The organism is Mycobacterium shigaense (assembly GCF_002356315.1).
GTDB lineage: Bacteria > Actinomycetota > Actinomycetes > Mycobacteriales > Mycobacteriaceae > Mycobacterium > Mycobacterium shigaense.
The window spans coordinates 4254068-4273127 of sequence record NZ_AP018164.1 but is presented as its reverse complement, the minus strand read 5'-3'; the positions used below and the strand labels follow the sequence as shown (position 1 = coordinate 4273127).

At 68.2% G+C, this 19060-nt stretch carries 13 protein-coding genes and 1 pseudogene; 7 read left to right on the top strand and 7 right to left on the bottom strand.

What is annotated here, in order from left to right:
- Nucleotides 1-81: 81 nt before the first annotated feature.
- Nucleotides 82-1422 (bottom strand): diaminopimelate decarboxylase, encoded by a 1341-nt coding sequence (gene lysA / locus MSG_RS19865; RefSeq protein ID WP_096442289.1) that lies wholly within the window; start codon nucleotides 1420-1422, stop codon nucleotides 82-84.
- Nucleotides 1423-1530: 108 nt separating this feature from the next.
- On the opposite strand from lysA, the gene mfd reads away from it, so the two are divergent.
- The 7 genes and pseudogenes from mfd (at nucleotide 1531) to MSG_RS19830 (ending at nucleotide 10796) form a co-directional block, all read left to right on the top strand.
- A complete protein-coding gene (gene mfd / locus MSG_RS19860; protein ID WP_170063174.1) occupies nucleotides 1531-5205 on the top strand; it encodes a transcription-repair coupling factor in 3675 nt (1224 codons plus the stop codon).
- A 49-nt stretch (nucleotides 5206-5254) separates the two neighbouring features.
- Nucleotides 5255-6240 (top strand): annotated as a pseudogene (locus tag MSG_RS19855) (nucleoside triphosphate pyrophosphohydrolase); the annotation flags it as partial.
- A 356-nt stretch (nucleotides 6241-6596) separates the two neighbouring features.
- Nucleotides 6597-7328: a lytic transglycosylase domain-containing protein gene (locus tag MSG_RS19850; RefSeq protein ID WP_096444687.1), complete on the top strand. Its 732-nt coding sequence runs from the start codon at nucleotides 6597-6599 to the stop codon at nucleotides 7326-7328.
- Between the two features lie 77 nt (nucleotides 7329-7405).
- Nucleotides 7406-8695, top strand: coding sequence for a phosphopyruvate hydratase (gene eno, locus MSG_RS19845; protein WP_096442283.1), 1290 nt, complete (start codon nucleotides 7406-7408; stop codon nucleotides 8693-8695).
- Nucleotide 8696: 1 nt separating this feature from the next.
- A complete protein-coding gene (locus MSG_RS19840; protein WP_096442281.1) occupies nucleotides 8697-9365 on the top strand; it encodes an FtsB family cell division protein in 669 nt (222 codons plus the stop codon).
- Nucleotides 9358-9846 carry a DUF501 domain-containing protein gene (locus MSG_RS19835; RefSeq protein ID WP_096442279.1) on the top strand — a complete coding sequence of 163 codons (489 nt, stop codon included), beginning with the start codon at nucleotides 9358-9360 and terminating at the stop codon, nucleotides 9844-9846. The genes MSG_RS19840 and MSG_RS19835 overlap by 8 nt, the downstream gene beginning before the upstream one ends.
- The gene (locus MSG_RS19830; protein ID WP_181159252.1) at nucleotides 9840-10796 is read left to right on the top strand and encodes a Ppx/GppA phosphatase family protein; all 957 of its coding nucleotides are present in this window, start codon (nucleotides 9840-9842) and stop codon (nucleotides 10794-10796) included. The genes MSG_RS19835 and MSG_RS19830 overlap by 7 nt, the downstream gene beginning before the upstream one ends.
- Nucleotides 10797-10868: 72 nt before the next feature.
- On the opposite strand, the gene MSG_RS19825 is transcribed toward MSG_RS19830, so the two are convergent.
- The 6 genes from MSG_RS19825 to kdpF are packed head-to-tail and all read right to left on the bottom strand — an operon-like array spanning nucleotide 10869 to nucleotide 18962.
- Nucleotides 10869-11549: a response regulator gene (locus MSG_RS19825; protein WP_096442275.1), complete on the bottom strand. Its 681-nt coding sequence runs from the start codon at nucleotides 11547-11549 to the stop codon at nucleotides 10869-10871.
- A 7-nt stretch (nucleotides 11550-11556) separates the two neighbouring features.
- The gene (locus MSG_RS19820; RefSeq protein WP_096442273.1) at nucleotides 11557-14112 is read right to left on the bottom strand and encodes a sensor histidine kinase; all 2556 of its coding nucleotides are present in this window, start codon (nucleotides 14110-14112) and stop codon (nucleotides 11557-11559) included.
- 12 nt (nucleotides 14113-14124) lie between these two features.
- Nucleotides 14125-15048, bottom strand: coding sequence for a potassium-transporting ATPase subunit C (locus MSG_RS19815; protein WP_096442271.1), 924 nt, complete (start codon nucleotides 15046-15048; stop codon nucleotides 14125-14127).
- 1 nt (nucleotide 15049) lies between these two features.
- The gene (gene kdpB / locus MSG_RS19810) at nucleotides 15050-17203 is read right to left on the bottom strand and encodes a potassium-transporting ATPase subunit KdpB (RefSeq protein WP_096442270.1); all 2154 of its coding nucleotides are present in this window, start codon (nucleotides 17201-17203) and stop codon (nucleotides 15050-15052) included.
- On the bottom strand, nucleotides 17203-18873 hold the full coding sequence (gene kdpA, locus MSG_RS19805) for a potassium-transporting ATPase subunit KdpA (protein WP_096442268.1): 1671 nt from the start codon (nucleotides 18871-18873) through the stop codon (nucleotides 17203-17205). The genes kdpB and kdpA overlap by 1 nt, the downstream gene beginning before the upstream one ends.
- Nucleotides 18873-18962: a K(+)-transporting ATPase subunit F gene (gene kdpF / locus MSG_RS25715; RefSeq protein WP_105886900.1), complete on the bottom strand. Its 90-nt coding sequence runs from the start codon at nucleotides 18960-18962 to the stop codon at nucleotides 18873-18875. Before kdpF ends, kdpA begins: the two co-directional genes overlap by 1 nt.
- Between the last annotated feature and the right edge of the window lie 98 nt (nucleotides 18963-19060).

Here is a 19060-nt window from a genome sequence, read left to right as displayed (position 1 = left end):
AGCGTAAGCGCACTGCGATATTCGGCAGGCGGTTTCGCAGTGGGCTTACGCTCGGCGACAAATGTGCCCGGGCGCGGCCAACTAACCGCGGTCGCGAGCCAGCACGTCGGCGATGGTTTCGCGGCGGACCAGCTCGCGGGCCCGGCAATGCCGGACCGCCACCACCGGCGGCCGGCAGACCATGTTGTAGTTCGACGCCATGCTGTGGTGGTAGGCGCCGGTGCACGCGACGGCCAGCAGGTCGCCGGGATGCAGGTCGGCGGGCAGCTCGATGTCGCGGGCGATCTCGTCGCCCGCCTCGCAGTGCCGGCCGGCGATCGTGACGCGCTGTTTGAGGCCCAGCGGGTGCCGGTTCGCCAGCGCGACGCTGTATTGCGCGCCATACAGCGACACCCGCGGGTTGTCGCTCATGCCGCCGTCTACCGCGACGAAGGTCCGGCCACCCGGTTGCGCCTTGATAGAGCACACCCGATACAGCGTGACGCCGGCCCGGCCGCTGATCGCGCGGCCCGGTTCGATCACAATCGCCGGCCGCGGGAAGTGCTCGGCCGCGCAGGCCTCGTCCAGCGCATCCTCGATGACCCGGGCCAGCTCGTCGAGGTCCAGCTCACGATCGCCGGGAACGTAGGGGATCGCGTGGCCGCCGCCGAGGTTTAGCTCGGTCAGGATCACGCCGTGCCGGGCCCGGATGTCGGCCATGGCCGCGATTATCCGGCGGATGGCCTCGCCGTACAGGGCGGCGTCGGTGACCTGCGAGCCGATATGACAGTGCAGCCCGACCAGGTCCAGGATCGGATGCGCCAGCACCCGCTGGACCGCGACTTCGGCGCGGTCGCCGTGCAGCGTGAGGCCGAATTTCTGGTCGCTGATTCCGGTGGTGATCGCGCGGTGCCCGTGAATGTCGATGTCGGGTGTCACCCGGATCAACACCGCCTGGCGCTGCCGCGCCAGGCCCGCGAGGTAGGCGATCTCGATGCAGGAATCCACGACGACGCGCCCGACTCCGACCCGCAGCGCCTCACGCAGCTCCTCGGGCGACTTCGCGTTGCCGTGCATGACGATGCGCGCGGGCCGCACGCCGCCGGCCAGGGCGACGGCCAGCTCACCGGACGAGCAGACGTCGATGCCCAGTCCCTCCTCGCTCGCCCAGCGCGCCACCGCCGTCGTCAGCAGCGACTTTCCGGCATAGACCACCTCGACGCCGCGCAACGTCTTGCGGTAGCGACGGGCGCGCCGCCGGAAGTCGGTTTCGTCGACGACATAGGTGGGGGTATGGAACTCGTCGGCGATGTCCGTCAGCGCCACGCCGCCGACGTACAGGCGCCCCTCCTCGTCGGATTGCGTAGTGACAGGCCAGATCGCGGGATCCAGCCGCCCGGTCGTCACCCGGCCCATGGACGGGAGCAGGTCAAGCAATGTCATGGCTTCACGGTGCACCCTGCCGGCGGCGAATGACGTGATCCTTACGACACTTTGACGGGCCCGCGGTCAATATTGACGCCCTTGGGCGCACCTAGAATGGGTGGCATCATGACCGCACCGGGGCCAGCTCTTCCACAAACCCCGATCGCGGGGCTCGTCGACTTGGCGCTGACGGCGCCGACCTTCCAGAAACTCACCGCGACGGCGGCCGCCCGGCCCGCGGAGCTGCACCTGGTCGGCCCGGCCAGCGCCCGCCTGTTCGTCGCCAGCGCCTTGGTGGGGCAGGGCCCGTTGCTGGTCGTCACCGCGACCGGCCGGGAGGCCGACGATCTGAGCGCCGAGCTGCGCGGTGTCTTCGGGGATGCGGTCGCGGCCTTCCCGTCGTGGGAGACGCTGCCGCACGAACGCCTGTCGCCGGGGGTGGACACCGTCGGCACCCGCCTGATGGTGTTGCGCCGGCTGGCTCACCCCGACGACGCGCGGCTGGGCCCGCCGCTGCGGCTCGTGGTCACCGCCGCACGCTCGCTGCTGCAGCCGATGACGCCGCGGCTCGGCCTGCTGGAGCCGGTGACGCTGAGCGTCGGCGCCGAGGTCGACTTCGAGGTCGTCGTCGCGCGGCTGGTCGAGCTGGCCTACACCCGTGTCGACATGGTCGGGCGGCGCGGCGAATTCGCCGTGCGCGGCGGCATTCTCGACGTCTTCCCGCCGACCGCCGAGCACCCGGTCCGCATCGAGTTCTGGGGCGACGAGGTCAGCGAGATGCGGATGTTCTCCGTCGCCGATCAGCGGTCCATCCCCGAGATCGAGGTCGACACGCTGGTCGCGGTGGCCTGCCGCGAGCTGCTGCTGACCGAGGACGTGCGGGCGCGGGCGGCCGAGTTGGCCGTGCGGCATCGGGCGGGGGAGCCCGCTATCACCGGCAGCGTCTCCGACATGCTGGCCAAGCTGGCCGAGGGCATCCCGGTCGACGGCATGGAGGCGCTGCTCCCGGTGCTGCGGCCGGGCGACCAGGCGCTGCTGACCGATCAGCTGGCCGACGGCACGCCGGTGCTGCTGTGTGACCCGGAGAAGATCCGCACCCGGGCCGCCGACCTGATCAAGACGGGTCGCGAGTTCCTCGAGGCGTCGTGGTCGGTCGCGGCGATGGGCGCTGAAGCTCCGGTCGACGTCGAGCAGCTCAGCGGGTCGGGTTTCGCGGAACTCGACGACGTGCAGGCCGCGGCCACCGCCGCCGGCCATCCCTGGTGGACCCTGAGTCAGCTGTCCGATGAGTCGGCCTTCGAGCTGGAAGTGCGCGCGGCGCCGTCGGCCCGCGGGCACCAGCACGACATCGACGGCATCTTCGCCATGCTGCGCGCCCACGTCGCCACCGGCGGGCACGCCGCGATCGTCGCGCCCGGAGCCGGCACGGCCCACCGCGTGGTCGAGCGCCTGGCCGAGTCCGACACCCCGGCCGCCATGCTGGAGTCCGGCGCGGCAGGCCAAGGGCGGTTGCAAAAAGGGATAGTCGGGGTGCTCAAGGGACCGCTGCACGACGGCGTCGTCATACCGGGCGCCAACCTGGTGGTCATCACCGAGACCGACCTGACCGGCAACCGGGCGACCTCCCCGGAGGGCAAGCGGCTCGCGGCCAAGCGGCGCAACACCGTCGACCCGCTGGCGTTGACCGCCGGCGACCTGGTGGTGCACGATCAGCACGGCATCGGGCGATTCGTGGAGATGACGGAACGAACCGTAGGCGGCGCCCGGCGCGAGTATCTGGTGCTCGAATACTCGTCGGCAAAAAGGGGCAGCGGCGGCCAAAACACCGACAAGCTGTACGTCCCCATGGATTCGCTGGACCAACTGTCCCGGTATGTCGGCGGCCAGGCCCCCGCGCTGAGCAAGTTGGGAGGCAGCGACTGGACCAACACCAAGACGAAGGCCCGCCGCGCGGTCCGCGAGATCGCCGGCGAGTTGGTGGCGCTGTACGCCAAACGGCAGGCTAGTCCCGGCCACGCGTTCGCCCCGGACACGCCGTGGCAGGCCGAGATGGAGGACGCGTTCGGCTACACCGAGACCGTCGACCAGCTGACCGCGATCACCGAGGTCAAGTCGGACATGGAAAAGCCGATCCCGATGGACCGGGTGATCTGCGGCGACGTCGGCTACGGCAAGACCGAGATCGCGGTGCGCGCGGCGTTCAAGGCCGTCCAGGATGGTAAGCAGGTCGCGGTGCTGGTGCCCACCACGCTGCTGGCCGACCAGCATCTGCAGACCTTCACCGACCGGATGACCGGATTTCCGGTCGCCGTCAAGGGCCTGTCTCGGTTCACCGACCCGGCTGAGTCGCGCGCCGTGATCGACGGCCTGGCCGACGGTTCGGTCGACGTCGTGATCGGCACGCACCGGCTGCTGCAGACGGGCGTGCGGTGGAAGGACCTCGGCCTGGTCGTCGTCGACGAGGAGCAGCGGTTCGGCGTCGAGCACAAGGAGCACATCAAGTCGCTGCGCACCCACGTCGACGTGCTGACGATGAGCGCGACGCCCATCCCGCGCACGCTGGAGATGAGCCTGGCCGGCATCCGCGAGATGTCCACGATCCTGACGCCGCCCGAGGAGCGCTACCCCGTGCTGACCTACGTCGGGCCGCACGACGACAAGCAGATCGCCGCCGCACTGCGGCGCGAGCTGCTGCGCGACGGCCAGGCCTTCTACGTGCACAACCGGGTCAGCTCGATCGACCGGGCGGCGGCCCGGATCCGGGAGCTGGTGCCGGAGGCCCGCGTCGTCGTGGCGCATGGGCAGATGCCCGAGGAACGGCTGGAACGCACCGTGCAGGGGTTCTGGAACCGCGAGTACGACATCCTGGTGTGCACCACGATCGTCGAGACCGGGCTGGACATCTCCAACGCCAACACCCTGATCGTCGAGCGTGCCGACACCTTCGGGCTCTCGCAGCTGCACCAGCTGCGGGGAAGGGTCGGGCGCAGCCGCGAGCGCGGTTACGCCTACTTCCTCTACCCGCCGAACACGCCGTTGACCGAGACGGCCTACGACCGGTTGGCGACCATCGCCCAGAACAACGAGCTGGGCGCCGGCATGGCGGTGGCCATGAAGGACCTCGAGATCCGCGGCGCCGGCAACGTGCTGGGTGTCGAACAGTCCGGCCACGTCGCCGGGGTGGGTTTCGACCTGTACGTGCGCTTGGTGGGCGAGGCCGTCGAGGCATATCGGGCGGCCGCCGATGGTAAGACGGTGACCACCCCCGAGGAGCCTAAGGATGTGCGCATCGACCTGCCGGTGGACGCCCATCTGCCGCCGGACTACATCGCCAGTGACCGGCTGCGGCTAGAGGCGTACCGGCGGCTGGCGGCCGCGGCCGACGATGCCGCCGTCGAGGCCGTGGTCGAGGAGCTCACCGACCGCTACGGGACGCTGCCCGAACCCGCGCAGCGGCTGGTGGCGGTGGCGCGGCTGCGGCTGCTGTGCCGTGACGCCGGCATCACCGAGGTGTCGGCGCCCTCGGCGTCCACCGTGCGGCTGGCGCCGATCGCCCTGCCGGACTCCGCGCAGGTGCGGCTCAAGCGGATGTATCCGGCCGCGAACTATCGCGCGACCACGTCCACGGTGCAGGTGCCCATCCCGCGGGCCGGCGGTGTCGGCGCGCCCCGCCTGCGTGACTTCGAGCTGGTCCAGATGGTGGCGAATCTGGTGACGGCGCTGCAAGGGAAACCACAGCAAGAACTTGGTATAACGAGTTCGTCACCTGCAGGGACGAGGGAGGAGCGACGGGCGCGATGATCTGCGCCGGTGACGATGCAGAACGAAGTGATGAGGAGGAACGGCGCACGTGATTGTCGTCTTGTTCGATCCCCGCCGTCCTTCGCTAGTGCCCGTCGAGGCCATCGAGCACCTCCTTGGCGAGGTGCAGTACACCGAGGAGATGCCCGTCGCGGTGCCGTGGTCGTTGCCGTTGGCGCGGCCGGTCGACACCGGCGACCCCGAGCGCCCGGCGGCGCCGGTGCTGCTGTCGTCGGATCCTGACCATCCCGCCGTGATCGCGCGGCTGGCAGCCGGGGCCCGGTTGATCTCGGCGCCTGAGACGCCGCGCGGCGAACGACTGGTCGACGCCGTCGCGATGATGGACAAGCTGCGCACTGCCGGCCCGTGGGAAAGCGAACAAACTCACGACTCGCTGCGCAGATTCCTGCTCGAGGAGACCTATGAACTGCTGGACGCGGTGCGCAGCGGCAACGCCGATCAGCTGCGCGAGGAGCTCGGCGATGTACTGCTGCAGGTGCTCTTTCACGCCCGCATCGCCGAAGACGCACCGCAGTTTCCCTTCGGCATAGACGAGGTTGCCGACACGCTGATGCGAAAGCTCGGCAATCGCGTGCCGGGAGTTCTTGCCGGCGAGTCGATTTCGCTCGAGGACCAGTTGGCTCAGTGGGAAGAGCGCAAGGCCGCCGAGAAATCGCGAAAGTCGGTGATGGACGACGTGCACACCGGCCAGCCGGCGTTGGCCTTGGCGCAGAAGGTGATCGAACGGGCCGCCAAGGCCGGGCTGCCCGCCGACCTGATCCCGCCCGAGATCACCGCGATCTCGGTGCGCGCGGACATCGATGCGGAAGGCGCGCTGCGCACCGCGACTCTCGAGTTCGTCGACACGTTCCACTGGGTCGAGAAGTCGATCGCCGCCAGCCGCCGCGGCTACGGCGTGCCGGAAGAATTCGACGTCGCCCCGCTGGGCGAGATCACCGAGGATGAATGGCGGGGGCACTGGCCATCCGGGCAACCCGTAACCGAAGAGGCCGAAGAGGCCGAAAAGGCTCCGCACTTCGAGCTCGAGGCCGCCGACCAGCGACCGGGCGACGAGCCCGAGGCTCCGCACTTCGAGCTCGAGGCCGCCGACCAGCGACCGGGCGACGAGCCCGAGGCCGCCGACCAGCGACCGGGTTGATTATTTGCTCTTCGCGGCGCCCGCCGCGCGACGATGTGGTCGGTGATATCGGGTATTCAAGTTTCGGCGTGGTTCGGGCTTTGCTAGCCAAGGTCGCGGTTAGCTAATTCACGGTGAATTCAAGCTGTGCCACGAAATGCTGCCTCGGGCCGGGAAGGGACCGGAGAGTCCGAAAACTCATGGGACGATGGACATGGTGACGGTTGGTTCAGGGGACATGAAGGGGAGCGTGGTGTCGCCGAGGCGCTGGTTGCGCGCGGCCGCCGTGATCGGCGCGACCGCGATGCTGATGGCCTCCAGCTGCACCTGGCAACTCAGCCTGTTCATTCCCGACGGCGTGCCGCCCCCCGCGGGGGACCCGGTGCCCGCGGTCAACACGCACGCCAGCGGGCGGCCCGCGGACCAGTTGCGGGACTGGGCCCTACAGCGCTCCGCGGTCCTGGAAATCCCGGTGATCGCCCTCGAGGCCTACGCCTATGCCGCCCGCGTCGCCGAAGTCGAGAACCCGAAGTGCCATATCGCCTGGACCACGCTGGCCGGCATCGGTCAGGTCGAAAGCCACCACGGCACCTACCGGGGCGCGACGCTGGCGCCCAACGGGGATGTGAGCCCGCCCATCCGGGGTGTTCGCCTGGACGGCACCAGCGGCAATTTGCGCATCGTCGACACCGCGGCCGACGACTCCGATGGCGAACCCGTCGTGACGCGTGCGATGGGACCGATGCAGTTCATTCCGGAGACGTGGCGGCTCTACGGTGTCGACGCGCACAACGACGGCCACGTCAGTCCGGACAACATCGACGATGCCGCGCTCGCCGCGGCCGGGTACTTGTGCTGGCGCGGAAAGGATCTCGCGACACCCCGCGGTTGGATCACCGCGCTGCGCGCCTACAACAACTCCGGCGTTTACGCGCGGGCGGTCCGGGACTGGGCGACCGCCTATGCGGCGGGTCGCCCGCTGTAGCAGGATGAATCGCTGAACCAGCCTTACGCTGATTGCGGTCGGGGCTGTCACCAGCGACGAGTCAAGGAGAGAACCTAGTGCCGATTATCGAGCAGGTCGGGGCCCGCGAGATACTCGATTCCCGCGGCAACCCGACCGTTGAGGTCGAGATCGCCCTGAGCGACGCAACGTTTGCCCGCGCGGCGGTGCCGTCGGGCGCCTCGACCGGGGAGCACGAGGCCGTCGAGCTGCGCGACGGTGGGGCGCGCTACGGCGGCAAGGGCGTGCAGAAGGCCGTGGAGGCGGTGCTCGACGAGATCGGCCCGGCCGTGATCGGCCTCAATGCCGACGACCAGCGGCTGGTCGATCAGGCGCTGGTGGATCTCGACGGCACCCCGGACAAGTCCCGGCTCGGCGCAAACGCCATCCTCGGCGTCTCGCTGGCCGTGGCCAAGGCCGCCGCCGATTCGGCGGAGCTGCCGCTGTTCCGCTACCTCGGCGGGCCCAACGCGCACATCCTGCCGGTGCCGATGATGAACATCCTCAACGGCGGCGCCCATGCCGACACCGGGGTGGACGTCCAGGAGTTCATGGTCGCGCCGATCGGTGCGCCGAGCTTCCGGGAGGCGCTGCGCTGGGGCGCCGAGGTCTACCACTCGCTGAAGTCGGTGCTCAAGAAGCAAGGGCTGAGCACCGGGCTGGGCGACGAGGGCGGGTTCGCGCCCGACGTCGCGGGCACCAAGGCGGCGCTGGATCTGATCCTGTCGGCGATCGAGGCGACGGGCTTCAAGACGGGCACGGATGTGGCCCTGGCGCTCGATGTGGCTGCGACCGAATTCTTCACCGAGGGAACGGGTTACAGCTTCGAGAAGGAGACCCGCAGCGCCGAGCAGATGTCCGAGTTCTACGCCGGGCTGCTCGACACCTACCCGCTGGTTTCCATCGAGGACCCGCTGTCCGAGGACGACTGGGACGGGTGGGTGGCGCTGACGTCGGCCATCGGTGATCGCGTCCAGATCGTCGGTGACGACCTGTTCGTCACCAATCCGGAGCGTCTGGAGGACGGCATCGAACGCGGCGCCGGCAACGCGCTGCTGGTCAAGGTGAACCAAATCGGCACGCTCACCGAGACGCTCGACGCCGTCGCGCTGGCCCACCACAGCGGGTACCGCACGATGATGAGCCACCGCAGCGGTGAGACCGAAGACACCACGATCGCCGACCTGGCGGTCGCCGTCGGCAGCGGGCAGATCAAGACCGGCGCGCCGGCCCGCAGCGAGCGCGTCGCGAAATACAACCAGCTGCTGCGGATCGAGGAGGCGCTCGGCGACGCGGCCCGCTACGCCGGTGACCTGGCGTTCCCGCGCTACTCGCCGGAGGCCAAATAGCTTGCCCGGCAAGCCGGACCCGAAGCGCCGCTCCCCGGCATCGCGTCCGGGGAAGGCCGGCGATTCCGGTCGGCGTGGCCGACCTGCCAAGAGCTCCAGGCCGGTGCAGACCGCGACGAATGCCGGCCGTAGCACGACGCGGTCGGTGGCCGAGCATGTCGTCGAACCCATTAAACGGCAGATCGCCGAGTCCGCGGAGCAGCGGGCCGACCAACGGCTGGGCTTCACCGCGCGGCGCGCGGCGGTGCTGGCCGCGGTGATCTGCGTGCTGACGTTGACCATCGCCGGGCCGGTGCGCACGTACTTCGCGCAGCGTACCGAGATGGCTCAGCTCGATGCGACCGAGGCCGCGCTGCGCCGCCAGATCGCCGATCTCGAACAGAAGAAGGTCAAGCTCGCCGACCCCGCCTACATCGCGGCACAGGCCCGCGAGCGCTTGGGATTCGTCAAACCCGGCGACATTCCGTTCCAGGTTCAGCTTCCGCCGGGGGCGCCGGGGTCGGCGCAGCCGGGCGGCGAGACGCCGAAGCCGGCCAGCAACAATCCGTGGTACACCTCGCTGTGGCACACCATCGCCGACGCGCCGCACCTGCCGCCGGCGCCACCGGCACCCGCGCCCGCCGACCAGCCGCCGTCGCCCGCACTGAATCCCACCGGTCCCGGTGGTTGATCGTGCCGACCTGGACGCGGTGGAGCGCCAGCTGGGACGGGAGCCGCGGGGCGTGCTCGAGATCGCATACCGGTGCCCCAACGGGGAACCCGGCGTGATCAAGACCGCGCCGAAACTTCCTGACGGCACGCCCTTTCCGACGCTGTACTACCTGACGCATCCGGCCTTGACCGCGGCCGCGAGCAGGCTCGAGACGACGGGACTGATGCGCGACATGACCGAGCGGCTGCAGCAGGACGCGAAGGTGGCCGCGGCCTATCGGCAGGCGCACGAGTCGTACCTGGCCGAGCGGGACGCGATCGAGCCGCTGGGGACCACGTTCTCCGGCGGCGGCATGCCGGATCGGGTCAAGTGCCTGCACGTGCTGATCGCGCATTCGCTGGCCAAGGGGCCCGGGGTGAATCCGTTCGGCGACGAGGCGCTGGCACTGCTGGCCGCCGAGCCGGCGATGGCGCCGATCCTGGAAGCCGGACGCTGGTGAGCCGGCTGGCCGCAATTGACTGTGGTACCAACTCGATTCGGTTGCTGATCGCCGACGTACGGGACGGGCAGCTGCGCGACGTCCACCGCGAGATGCGAATCGTGCGGCTGGGGCAGGGCGTCGATGCCACCGGCGAGTTCGCGCTCGATGCGATCGCCCGGACCCGGGTCGCGTTGTCCGACTACGCCGTCTTGCTGAAGGCGCACGGCGTCGAGCGGCTGCGGATGGTGGCCACCTCGGCGACCCGCGACGCCGCCAATCGCGATTTCTTTTTCGCGATGACGGCCGAGGTGCTGGGCGCGGCGGTCCCCGGCGCGGTTGCCGAGGTGATCACCGGCGACGAGGAGGCCACGCTGTCGTTCCGCGGAGCGGTAGGCGAATTAGATAGGGCCAGAGGTCCTTTCGTCGTCGTCGATTTAGGCGGGGGGTCGACCGAGATCGTGCTCGGCGGCGGCCCGACCGGCGACGGGGTGGTGGCCGCCTATTCGGCGGACATCGGCTGCGTCCGGCTGACCGAGCGCTGCCTGCACTCGGATCCGCCGACCGCCGCGGAAATCGCCGCGGCCCGTGAGGTGGTGCGCGAGCGCCTCGACGCCGCGCTGGCGGCCGTGCCCGTCGACCAGGCCCGGACCTGGGTGGGGTTGGCGGGCACGATGACGACGCTGTCCGCGCTGGCACACCGCATGACCACCTATGATGCTGCGGCCCTTCATCTTTCGCGGGTGGCCGACAACGACCTGCTGGCGGTGTGCGAGCAGTTGATCGGCATGACCCGCGCGCAGCGGGCCGCGCTGCCACCGATGCATGAGGGCCGGGTCGACGTGATCGGTGGCGGCGCGATCGTGGTCGAGGAGCTGGCGCGCGAGCTGCGCGCCCGCGCGGGCATCGACGAACTGACCGTCAGCGAGCACGACATCCTGGACGGCATCGTGCTGTCCCTCGCCGGGTAGTCACATCCACTCCGCGGGCGGCCGGCAGACGCGACACACTTTTGCCCTCGCAGAGCGGCCCCGCCGCGCGGTTCACGCCTCGAAGCGGTAGCCCATGCCTGATTCGGTCAGCAGGTGCTTGGGGTGCGACGGATCATCTTCGAGCTTGCGCCGCAGCTGCGCCAGATACACGCGCAGATAATGTGTTTCGGTGGCGTATGCCGGCCCCCACACCTCTTTGAGGAGTTCCTCGCGGCCAACCAGCTTGCCGCGATTGCGGACCAGCACCTCGAGCATGCCCCACTCGGTGGGAGTCAGGTGGATCTCCGCGCCGTCCTTGGTCACCTTCTTGGCGGCCAGGTCGACGGTGAACGCGTCGGTTTCGACGATCGGCTGGTCGGTTTCCGATGCGGCGGCGTTGCGCCGCACCGCGGCGCGCAGCCGGGCCAGAAACTCGTCCATCCCAAAGGGTTTCGTGACATAGTCGTCGGCGCCGGCGTCCAACGCCTCGACCTTGTCGGACGAATCGGAGCGCGCCGACAACACGATGACCGGCGCCGAGAGCCAGCCGCGCAGCCCGCCCAGGACCTCGATGCCGGAGATGTCGGGCAGGCCGAGATCGAGAATCACCACGTCGGGCTTGTGCTCGGCGGCGGCGCGCAGCGCGCCGGCACCGGTCGACGCGGTGACGACCTCGTAGCCGCGCACGGACAGGTTGATGCGTAACGCGCGCAGGATGTGCGGCTCGTCGTCGATCACCAGGACGCGAGTCATTGGCGCGTCATTTCGTATCCTGTTGCGGCGCGGCCAGATCCACCACGATGGTCAGCCCTCCACCCGGGGTGTCACTGGCCGCGATCGTGCCACCCATGGCCTCGACGAAGCCGCGGGCCACCGACATGCCCAGCCCCACCCCGGTGGTGTTGTCGTGATCGCCCAGCCGCTGGAAGGGCTCGAATATCTCATCCTCGGCGCCGTGCGGGATTCCGGGACCCTCGTCGATCACGTTGATCAGCACGCGATCGCCGACTTGCCCGGCGTTGACCCGAACCATGGAGTTGGGCGCATACCGCAGGGCGTTGTCGATCAGGTTGGCGAGCACCCGCTCGAGCAGCCCGCCGTCGGCCATCACGACGGCGTCGCCGACGTCGACCTTGACGCGGTCGATCGCTGAGCGGTAGAAGCCGGTGGCGCCCTTGCCGATGCTCACCAGTGCGCGTTGCACCGTTTCCTCCAAGTACACCCGGCGCAGATCCGGGCGGACCGCGCCGGCCGCCAGCCGCGAGGAATCGAGCAGGTTCCCGACCAGGGCGGTCAGCTGGTCGATGGATTCCTCGATGGTGGCCAGCAAATCAGCGGTGTCCTCGGCGGAGAAGGCGACGTCTTCGGCGCGCAGGCTGGATACCGCGACCTTGGCCGCCGCCAGCGGCGTGCGCAGGTCGTGACTGACCGCCGCCAGCAGCGATCTGCGCAGTTCATCGGCCCGTACGATCGCCTCCGTCCGGCTGGCCTCGTCGACGAGTTCGCGCTGCCTGATCAGGCCCGCGGCCTGCTTGGCCACCGCGGTCAGCACGCGGCGGTCACGCGCGGAGAGCTTCTTGCCGGCCATCAGCATCCAGAATTCGTCGTCACCGACTTCGATTGCGGTGTCGGCGGAATCAACGGTCACGCACGGATCCCTGCCCACGCTGGCGACGATGTATCCGTTCTTGTCATGGTCGTCGGATTGTTCTCGCAGCATGCTGACAGCGCGCTGCGAGTAGGTCTCGCGGACCCGTTCCAGCAGCGTTTCGAGGTCTGCACCGCGCAGCACCGATCCGGCGAACAGCGTCAGCAGCTCGGCTTCCTGGGAGGCGCGCCGGGCTTCCCGGGTCCGTTTGGCGGCGAAGTCGACCAGCACCGCCACGGCGACCGCGACCAGCAGCAACACCAGTTCGGTGATGGCACTGTTGGGTTCGGCGATGGTAAAGCTGTGTCGCGGGGCGATCAGGTAGTAGTTCAGCAGCAGCCCCGACAGCACGGCCGAAAGTGCGGCCGGCGCAATGCCTCCGAACAATCCGACCAGCAGCACTCCCACGAAGAACAGTGCGCTCTCGCCGCCGGTGTCCAGGTACCGGTCCAGCAGCTTGACCGTCACCGCGCAAATCACCGACGGCACAATGAAGGCAGCCAGCCACGACGTGACCCGCCGCTCGCGCGAGGCGAGCGACCCGATGTGGAAGCCGCGCTTGGATTCCTCGTGGGTGACGATGTGCACGTCGATCTTGCCGGACCGCTGCACGATGGTCGAGCCGATACCCTCCTCGAAGATTCGCGCCCACCGGGAACGCCGCGAGGTGCCGATCACGAGTTGGGTGGCATTCATCTCGCGGGCGAAGTCCAGTAGCGCCGTAGGCACGTCGTCGCCGACAACGGTGTGCACCGAGGCGTCGAGGCTAATGGCCAGCTCGCGAATCTTGGCCATCCTGCGTTCGGAGAGCCCGGCCAGCCCGTCGCCGCGTATGACGTGCACGACCATCAGCTCGGCGCTGGACTTCGACGCGATCCGCGATGCGCGCCGCACCAACGTCTCCGATTCCGGGCCGCCCGTGACGGCTACGACCACTCGCTCGCGCGCCTCCCATATCTCGGTGATCTTGTTCTCGGCACGGTACTTTGCCAGCGCGGTATCCACCTGGTCGGCCAGCCACAATAGTGCCAATTCCCGGAGAGCCGTGAGGTTTCCGCGACGAAAGTAATTGGACAGCGCGGCATCGATCCGCTCCGGCGCGTAGACGTTACCGTGAGAAAGCCTGCGGCGCAGCGCCTCCGGGGTGATATCGATGAGTTCGACCTGAGCCGCTTCGCGCACGATCGAATCTGGGATCGTCTCCTTCTGCTCGATTCCGGTGATCTGGGCGACGACGTCGTTCAGGCTCTCCAGGTGCTGGACGTTGACGGTGGAGATCACCGTGATGCCGGCGTCGAGCAGCTCTTCGACGTCCTGCCATCGCTTTTCGTTTTTGCTGCCCGGAGTGTTGGTGTGCGCGAGTTCGTCGACCAGGACCACCTGCGGATGCCGCGCCAGCACGGCGGGCACGTCGAGTTCCGGGAAGCGGCCACCGCGATATTCGATGTATCGGGGCGGGATGATCTCGATGCCTTCGATCATCTCGGCGGTCTTCAGGCGGCCGTGCGTCTCGACCACGGCGGCCACCAGGTCGGTGCCGCGTTCCAGGCGCCGGTGCGCTTCGCCCAGCATCGCGTACGTTTTGCCGACACCCGGCGCCGCGCCGAGGTAGATGCGGAGTTCCCCACGCTTGGGACGGTGGTCGGAGACACTCACGTCAACCATCATCCCCCTAGGGCTTTAGCTCGATGCCGGATATTGCCGGTTGAGTTGCAGGTTGAGCTGCAGCACGTTGACCGTGGGCTCGCCGAGAAACCCAAGATCCCGGCCGCTGCGATACCGCGCGACGACTGCCCGTATCTGATCGGGGCTCACGTGGCGCGCCTTGGCCACCCGGGCGATTTGGAGGTCGGCGTAGGCCGGCGAGATGTCCGGGTCGAGGCCGCTGCCGCTGGCGGTGACCGCGTCGGCGGGCACGACGGGGTTGGCGGGCGCCGCCCCGCGGATGGGCACGATCTGGCCGATCGAGGAGTCCTCGCCGTACCGGGCGCACTCGACCCGGACACCCTCATAGGTGGCGAGGAACGGCATCTGGATCGACTGGCAGGGCTCGTTGACGCTGACCACCTTGGTCGGGTGGACGACGTTTCCGCGCGCGTCGCGGGGACCGATCACCGAAAGTACCGCGGCCACACCGCCACCCGTGCAGAACGGGCGCGAACCGTCCACCCCCTCCAGCTGGCCCACGGCGGCGCTGCGGGTGCACACCTGCGTCAGCAGGCTCGGCTTGAAGCCGGCATCGGAGGCGGACTTTCCGGCCGTCAGGAGCGCCGGGTCGGCCGGTGTGTCGACGATGCTTTCCGGCCCGAGGTTGCTTGCGCCCGACGACGTCGGGTCGTACCCGTTGCCCGCCGCCGAGGGCCGGCTCTGGAAGTACTGCGGCAGTGGGTTGCCGGCGGAGTCGGTGAACAGCTGGCCGATCAGTTTGCTGCCGACCGGTTTGCCGTTGGCGGTGAGAATCGATCCTTCGGCCTTGTCGTGCAGTCCCGGTAGCTGTGCGACCAGCCAGATGAACAGCGGGTAGGCAAGGCCGGTGATCACGGTGAGCACCAACAGCGCGCGGAAGGCGGCCCAGTGCACGCGGAAGAAATTCGCGAATTTCATGTCAGGACATCCCGGGGACGAATTGGATAACCAGGTCGATCAGCTTGATCCCGATGAACGGGGCGATGATGCCGCCGAGCCCATAGATGTAGAGGTTGCGGCTCAACAACTTCGAGGCGCTGCTCGGCGTGTAGCGCACGCCGCGCAGCGAGAGCGGGATCAGCGCCACGATGACGACCGCATTGAAGATCACCGCGGACAGGATCGCCGACTGCGGGCTGTGCAGCCGCATGATGTTGATCATGTCCAGCCCGGGAAACAGTGCGACGAACATGGCCGGGATGATCGCGAAGTACTTCGCGATGTCGTTGGCGATCGAGAACGTCGTCAGCGCTCCACGCGTGATCAGCAGCTGCTTACCGATCTCGACGATCTCGATCAGCTTCGTGGGGTCGGAGTCCAGGTCGACCATGTTGCCGGCCTCTTTGGCCGCCGACGTGCCGGTGTTCATGGCCACGCCCACGTCGGCCTGCGCCAGGGCGGGCGCGTCGTTGGTGCCGTCGCCGGTCATGGCGACGAGCTTGCCGCCTTCCTGCTCGCGCTTGATCAGCGCGAGCTTGTCCTCGGGCGTGGCCTCGGCGAGGAAGTCGTCCACACCAGCCTCGTCGGCAATCGCCTTGGCGGTCAACGGGTTATCGCCGGTGATCATCACGGTCCGAATACCCATCTTGCGCATCTCGTCGAAGCGGTCCCGCATGCCTTGCTTGACGACGTCCTTCAGGTGGATGACCCCAACCACCGCCGCTGTACCGTCGCGGCTTTCCCCGACGACCAGGGGGGTGCCGCCGCCGGCGGAGATGCCGTCGACGATCTCACCGAGCTGGTGGGGAACGTCACCGCCCTGGGCGCGTACCCATTCCGCGACCGAGCTGGCCGCGCCTTTGCGCAACTGGTGCCCGCCCAGGTCGACGCCCGACATTCGCGTGGTGGCAGAGAAGGCCACCCATTGCGCATGCGCGAGTTCGCCGGGCGTGCGGGCGCGTAGCCCGAAATGTTCCTTGGCGTAGACGACAATCGAGCGTCCCTCAGGTGTTTCGTCGGCGAGGCTGGACAACTGTGCGGCATCGGCCAGTTGCTCATCGGTGATTCCGTCGAGTGGGACGAAGGCGGAGGCCTGCCGGTTGCCCAGGGTGATGGTGCCCGTCTTGTCCAGCAGCAGGGTGTTCACGTCGCCCGCGGCTTCGACCGCGCGGCCCGACATAGCGAGCACGTTGCGTTGCACCAGGCGGTCCATGCCGGCGATGCCGATGGCCGACAGCAGCGCGCCGATCGTCGTCGGGATCAGGCACACCAGCAGTGACACCATGACGATTCCGGTGACACCATTCATGTCGAGCGCCTGGGTGTTTGGGACGCCGGGGTTGTTCGTTTTCGAGTAGATCGCCAGCGGCTGCAGGGTGGCGACGGCGAAGACGAAGATGATCGTCAACGCGGCCAGCAGGATGTTCAGCGCGATCTCGTTGGGCGTCTTCTGCCGATTGGCGCCCTCCACGAGCGCGATCATCCGGTCGATGAAGCTTTCCCCGGGCTTCTGGGTGATCTGCACGACGATCCGGTCGCTGAGCACGGTGGTGCCGCCGGTGACTGCCGACCGGTCGCCGCCGGACTCCCGGATCACCGGTGCCGACTCTCCGGTGATCGCCGATTCATCCACCGACGCAATGCCTTCCACCACGTCGCCGTCACCCGGTATCACCTGCCCGGCCTCGACCACCACGATGTCGCCCTGTTGCAGCAGCGGTGCCGCGACCTCCTCCTCCTCGACCGCCGGCCGGCCGGACCGCCAGTCCTTGAGGCGGCGGGCCATGGTCTGACTCTTGGCCCGCCGCAGCGTCTCAGCCTGGGCCTTGCCGCGGCCCTCGGCCACGGCCTCGGCGAGATTCGCGAAGACGACGGTAAGCCACAGCCAGATCACGGTCAGCCATGCGAACCACGTTTCGTTGGTGATCGCGAGCACGGTGCTCCAGGCGGCGCCGATTTCGACGATGAACATCACCGGGTTGCGCCAGAGGGTGCGCGGATCGAGTTTGCGCAGCGCGTCCGGTGTCGAACGCCACAGCATCTTCGGGTCGAGCAGGCCACCCTGCACCCGTTTCTTGTCCGCGGGTGCGGCAGGCTGCGTCTCGGCAGCCGAGTCGATTGCGGTCGCGGTCATCAGTGGATTCCTTCAGCAAGAGGTCCGAGCGCCAGCATGGGCAGGAAGGTGAGGGCGACCAGGATCAGGGTCACGCCGGCGACCATGCCGACAAATTGCGGCCGGTGGGTGGGCAACGTGCCCGCCGATGCCGGTGTCATCCCCTGCTTGGCCAGTGAGCCGGCCAGCGCGAGCACCAGCACGATCGGCAGGAACCTGCCGAAGACCATGGCCAGCCCCAGGGCGGTGTTCCACCAGTCGGTGTTGACGCTGAGCCCGGCGAACGCCGACCCGTTGTTGTTCGCCGCTGAGGTGAATGCGTACAACACCTCCGACAGCCCGTGCGGCCCGGTGTTGGCCATGCCGGCGCGCTCACCCGGCAGCGCCATCGCAATCGCCGTGCCGGTCAACACGATCAGCGGTGTGACCAGGAAATAGCTTGCGGCGAGCTTGATTTCGCGAGGGTTGATCTTCTTGCCCAGATATTCCGGGGTGCGTCCGACCATCAGGCCGGCGATGAAGACGGTGATCACCGCGAGGATGAGCATGCCGTACAGGCCGGAGCCGGTGCCGCCGGGGGCGACCTCACCGAGCTGCATGTCGAACAACGTGATCATGCCGCCGAGGCTGGTGTAGGAGTCGTGGAACGAGTCCACGGCACCCGTGGAGGTCAGCGTCGTCGAGCTCGCGAACACCGCCGAGTCGGCGATGCCGAACCGCTGTTCCACGCCTTCGGCCGCCGCACCGATCGAGGTCGGCACCGTGCCGTGGTGCTGCAACTGAAACCACATCATGAACGTCACGCTGACCGCGTACAGCGACGCCATGACCGACGCGATCGCGAAGCCCTGCTTCGTGCTGCCCACCATGCGGCCGAAGGTGCGGGGCAGCGAGAAGCTGATCACCAGGAGCAGGAAGATCTCGAACCAGTTCGTCCAGGCCGTGGGGTTCTCGAACGGGTGCGCGGAGTTCGCGTTGTAGAACCCGCCGCCGTTGGTGCCGAGTTCCTTGATGGCTTCCTGGCTGGCGACCGGACCGCCGGTGATCGTCTGCTGGGCGCCGCCCAGGGTGTTGACGACCTGATCGTTCAGATGGAAGTTCTGAATTTCCCCGCCGGCGATCAGCACGATCGCTGCGATCGCCGCAATCGGCAGCAAGATGCGCAGGGTGCCGCGCACCAGGTCGACCCAGAAGTTCCCCAGATCGCCGGTGCGCGTGCGGGCGAACCCCCGCACCAGTGCGATCGCTACGGCGATGCCGACGGCGGCCGAGACGAAGTTCTGCACCGCCAACCCGGCCATCTGCACCAGGTGGCCCTGCGTCGATTCTCCGGAATAGGCCTGCCAGTTGGTGTTCGTGACGAAGCTGACCGCGGTGTTCCACGCCAGTCCCGGCGTTATTTTCGTGGCTGGATCGTGCAGGTGTAACGGCAACTTGCCCTGCACGAGTTGGAAGAAGAACACAAAGAGGATGCTGATCGATGAGAACGCCAGCACGCTTCGGGCGTATGCGGGCCAGGTCTGCTCCGAGCGTGAATCGACACCGATCAGCCGGTAGATCACGCGTTCGACGTACGAGTCCTTGTCCGACGCGTAGACGCGATACATGTAGTCGCCCAACGGCACATGGACGACCACCAGGGCCGCGATCAGGACGACCAGGAAGATGATTCCCGTAGTAGTTGTGCTCACTAGAACCTTTCCGGGAACAGCAGGGCGCAGCCGAGGAACAGCGCAAGGATGACGGAAAGCGCCAAGCCGACGATGTTTTCGTAACTCACAGCCGCTCGACCAACCTCTGCAACAGGCCGAGCACGGCGAACACCGCCACCGTCAGCAGGACGAATATCAACACGCCCATCTTGTCTCCGTTCCGCGC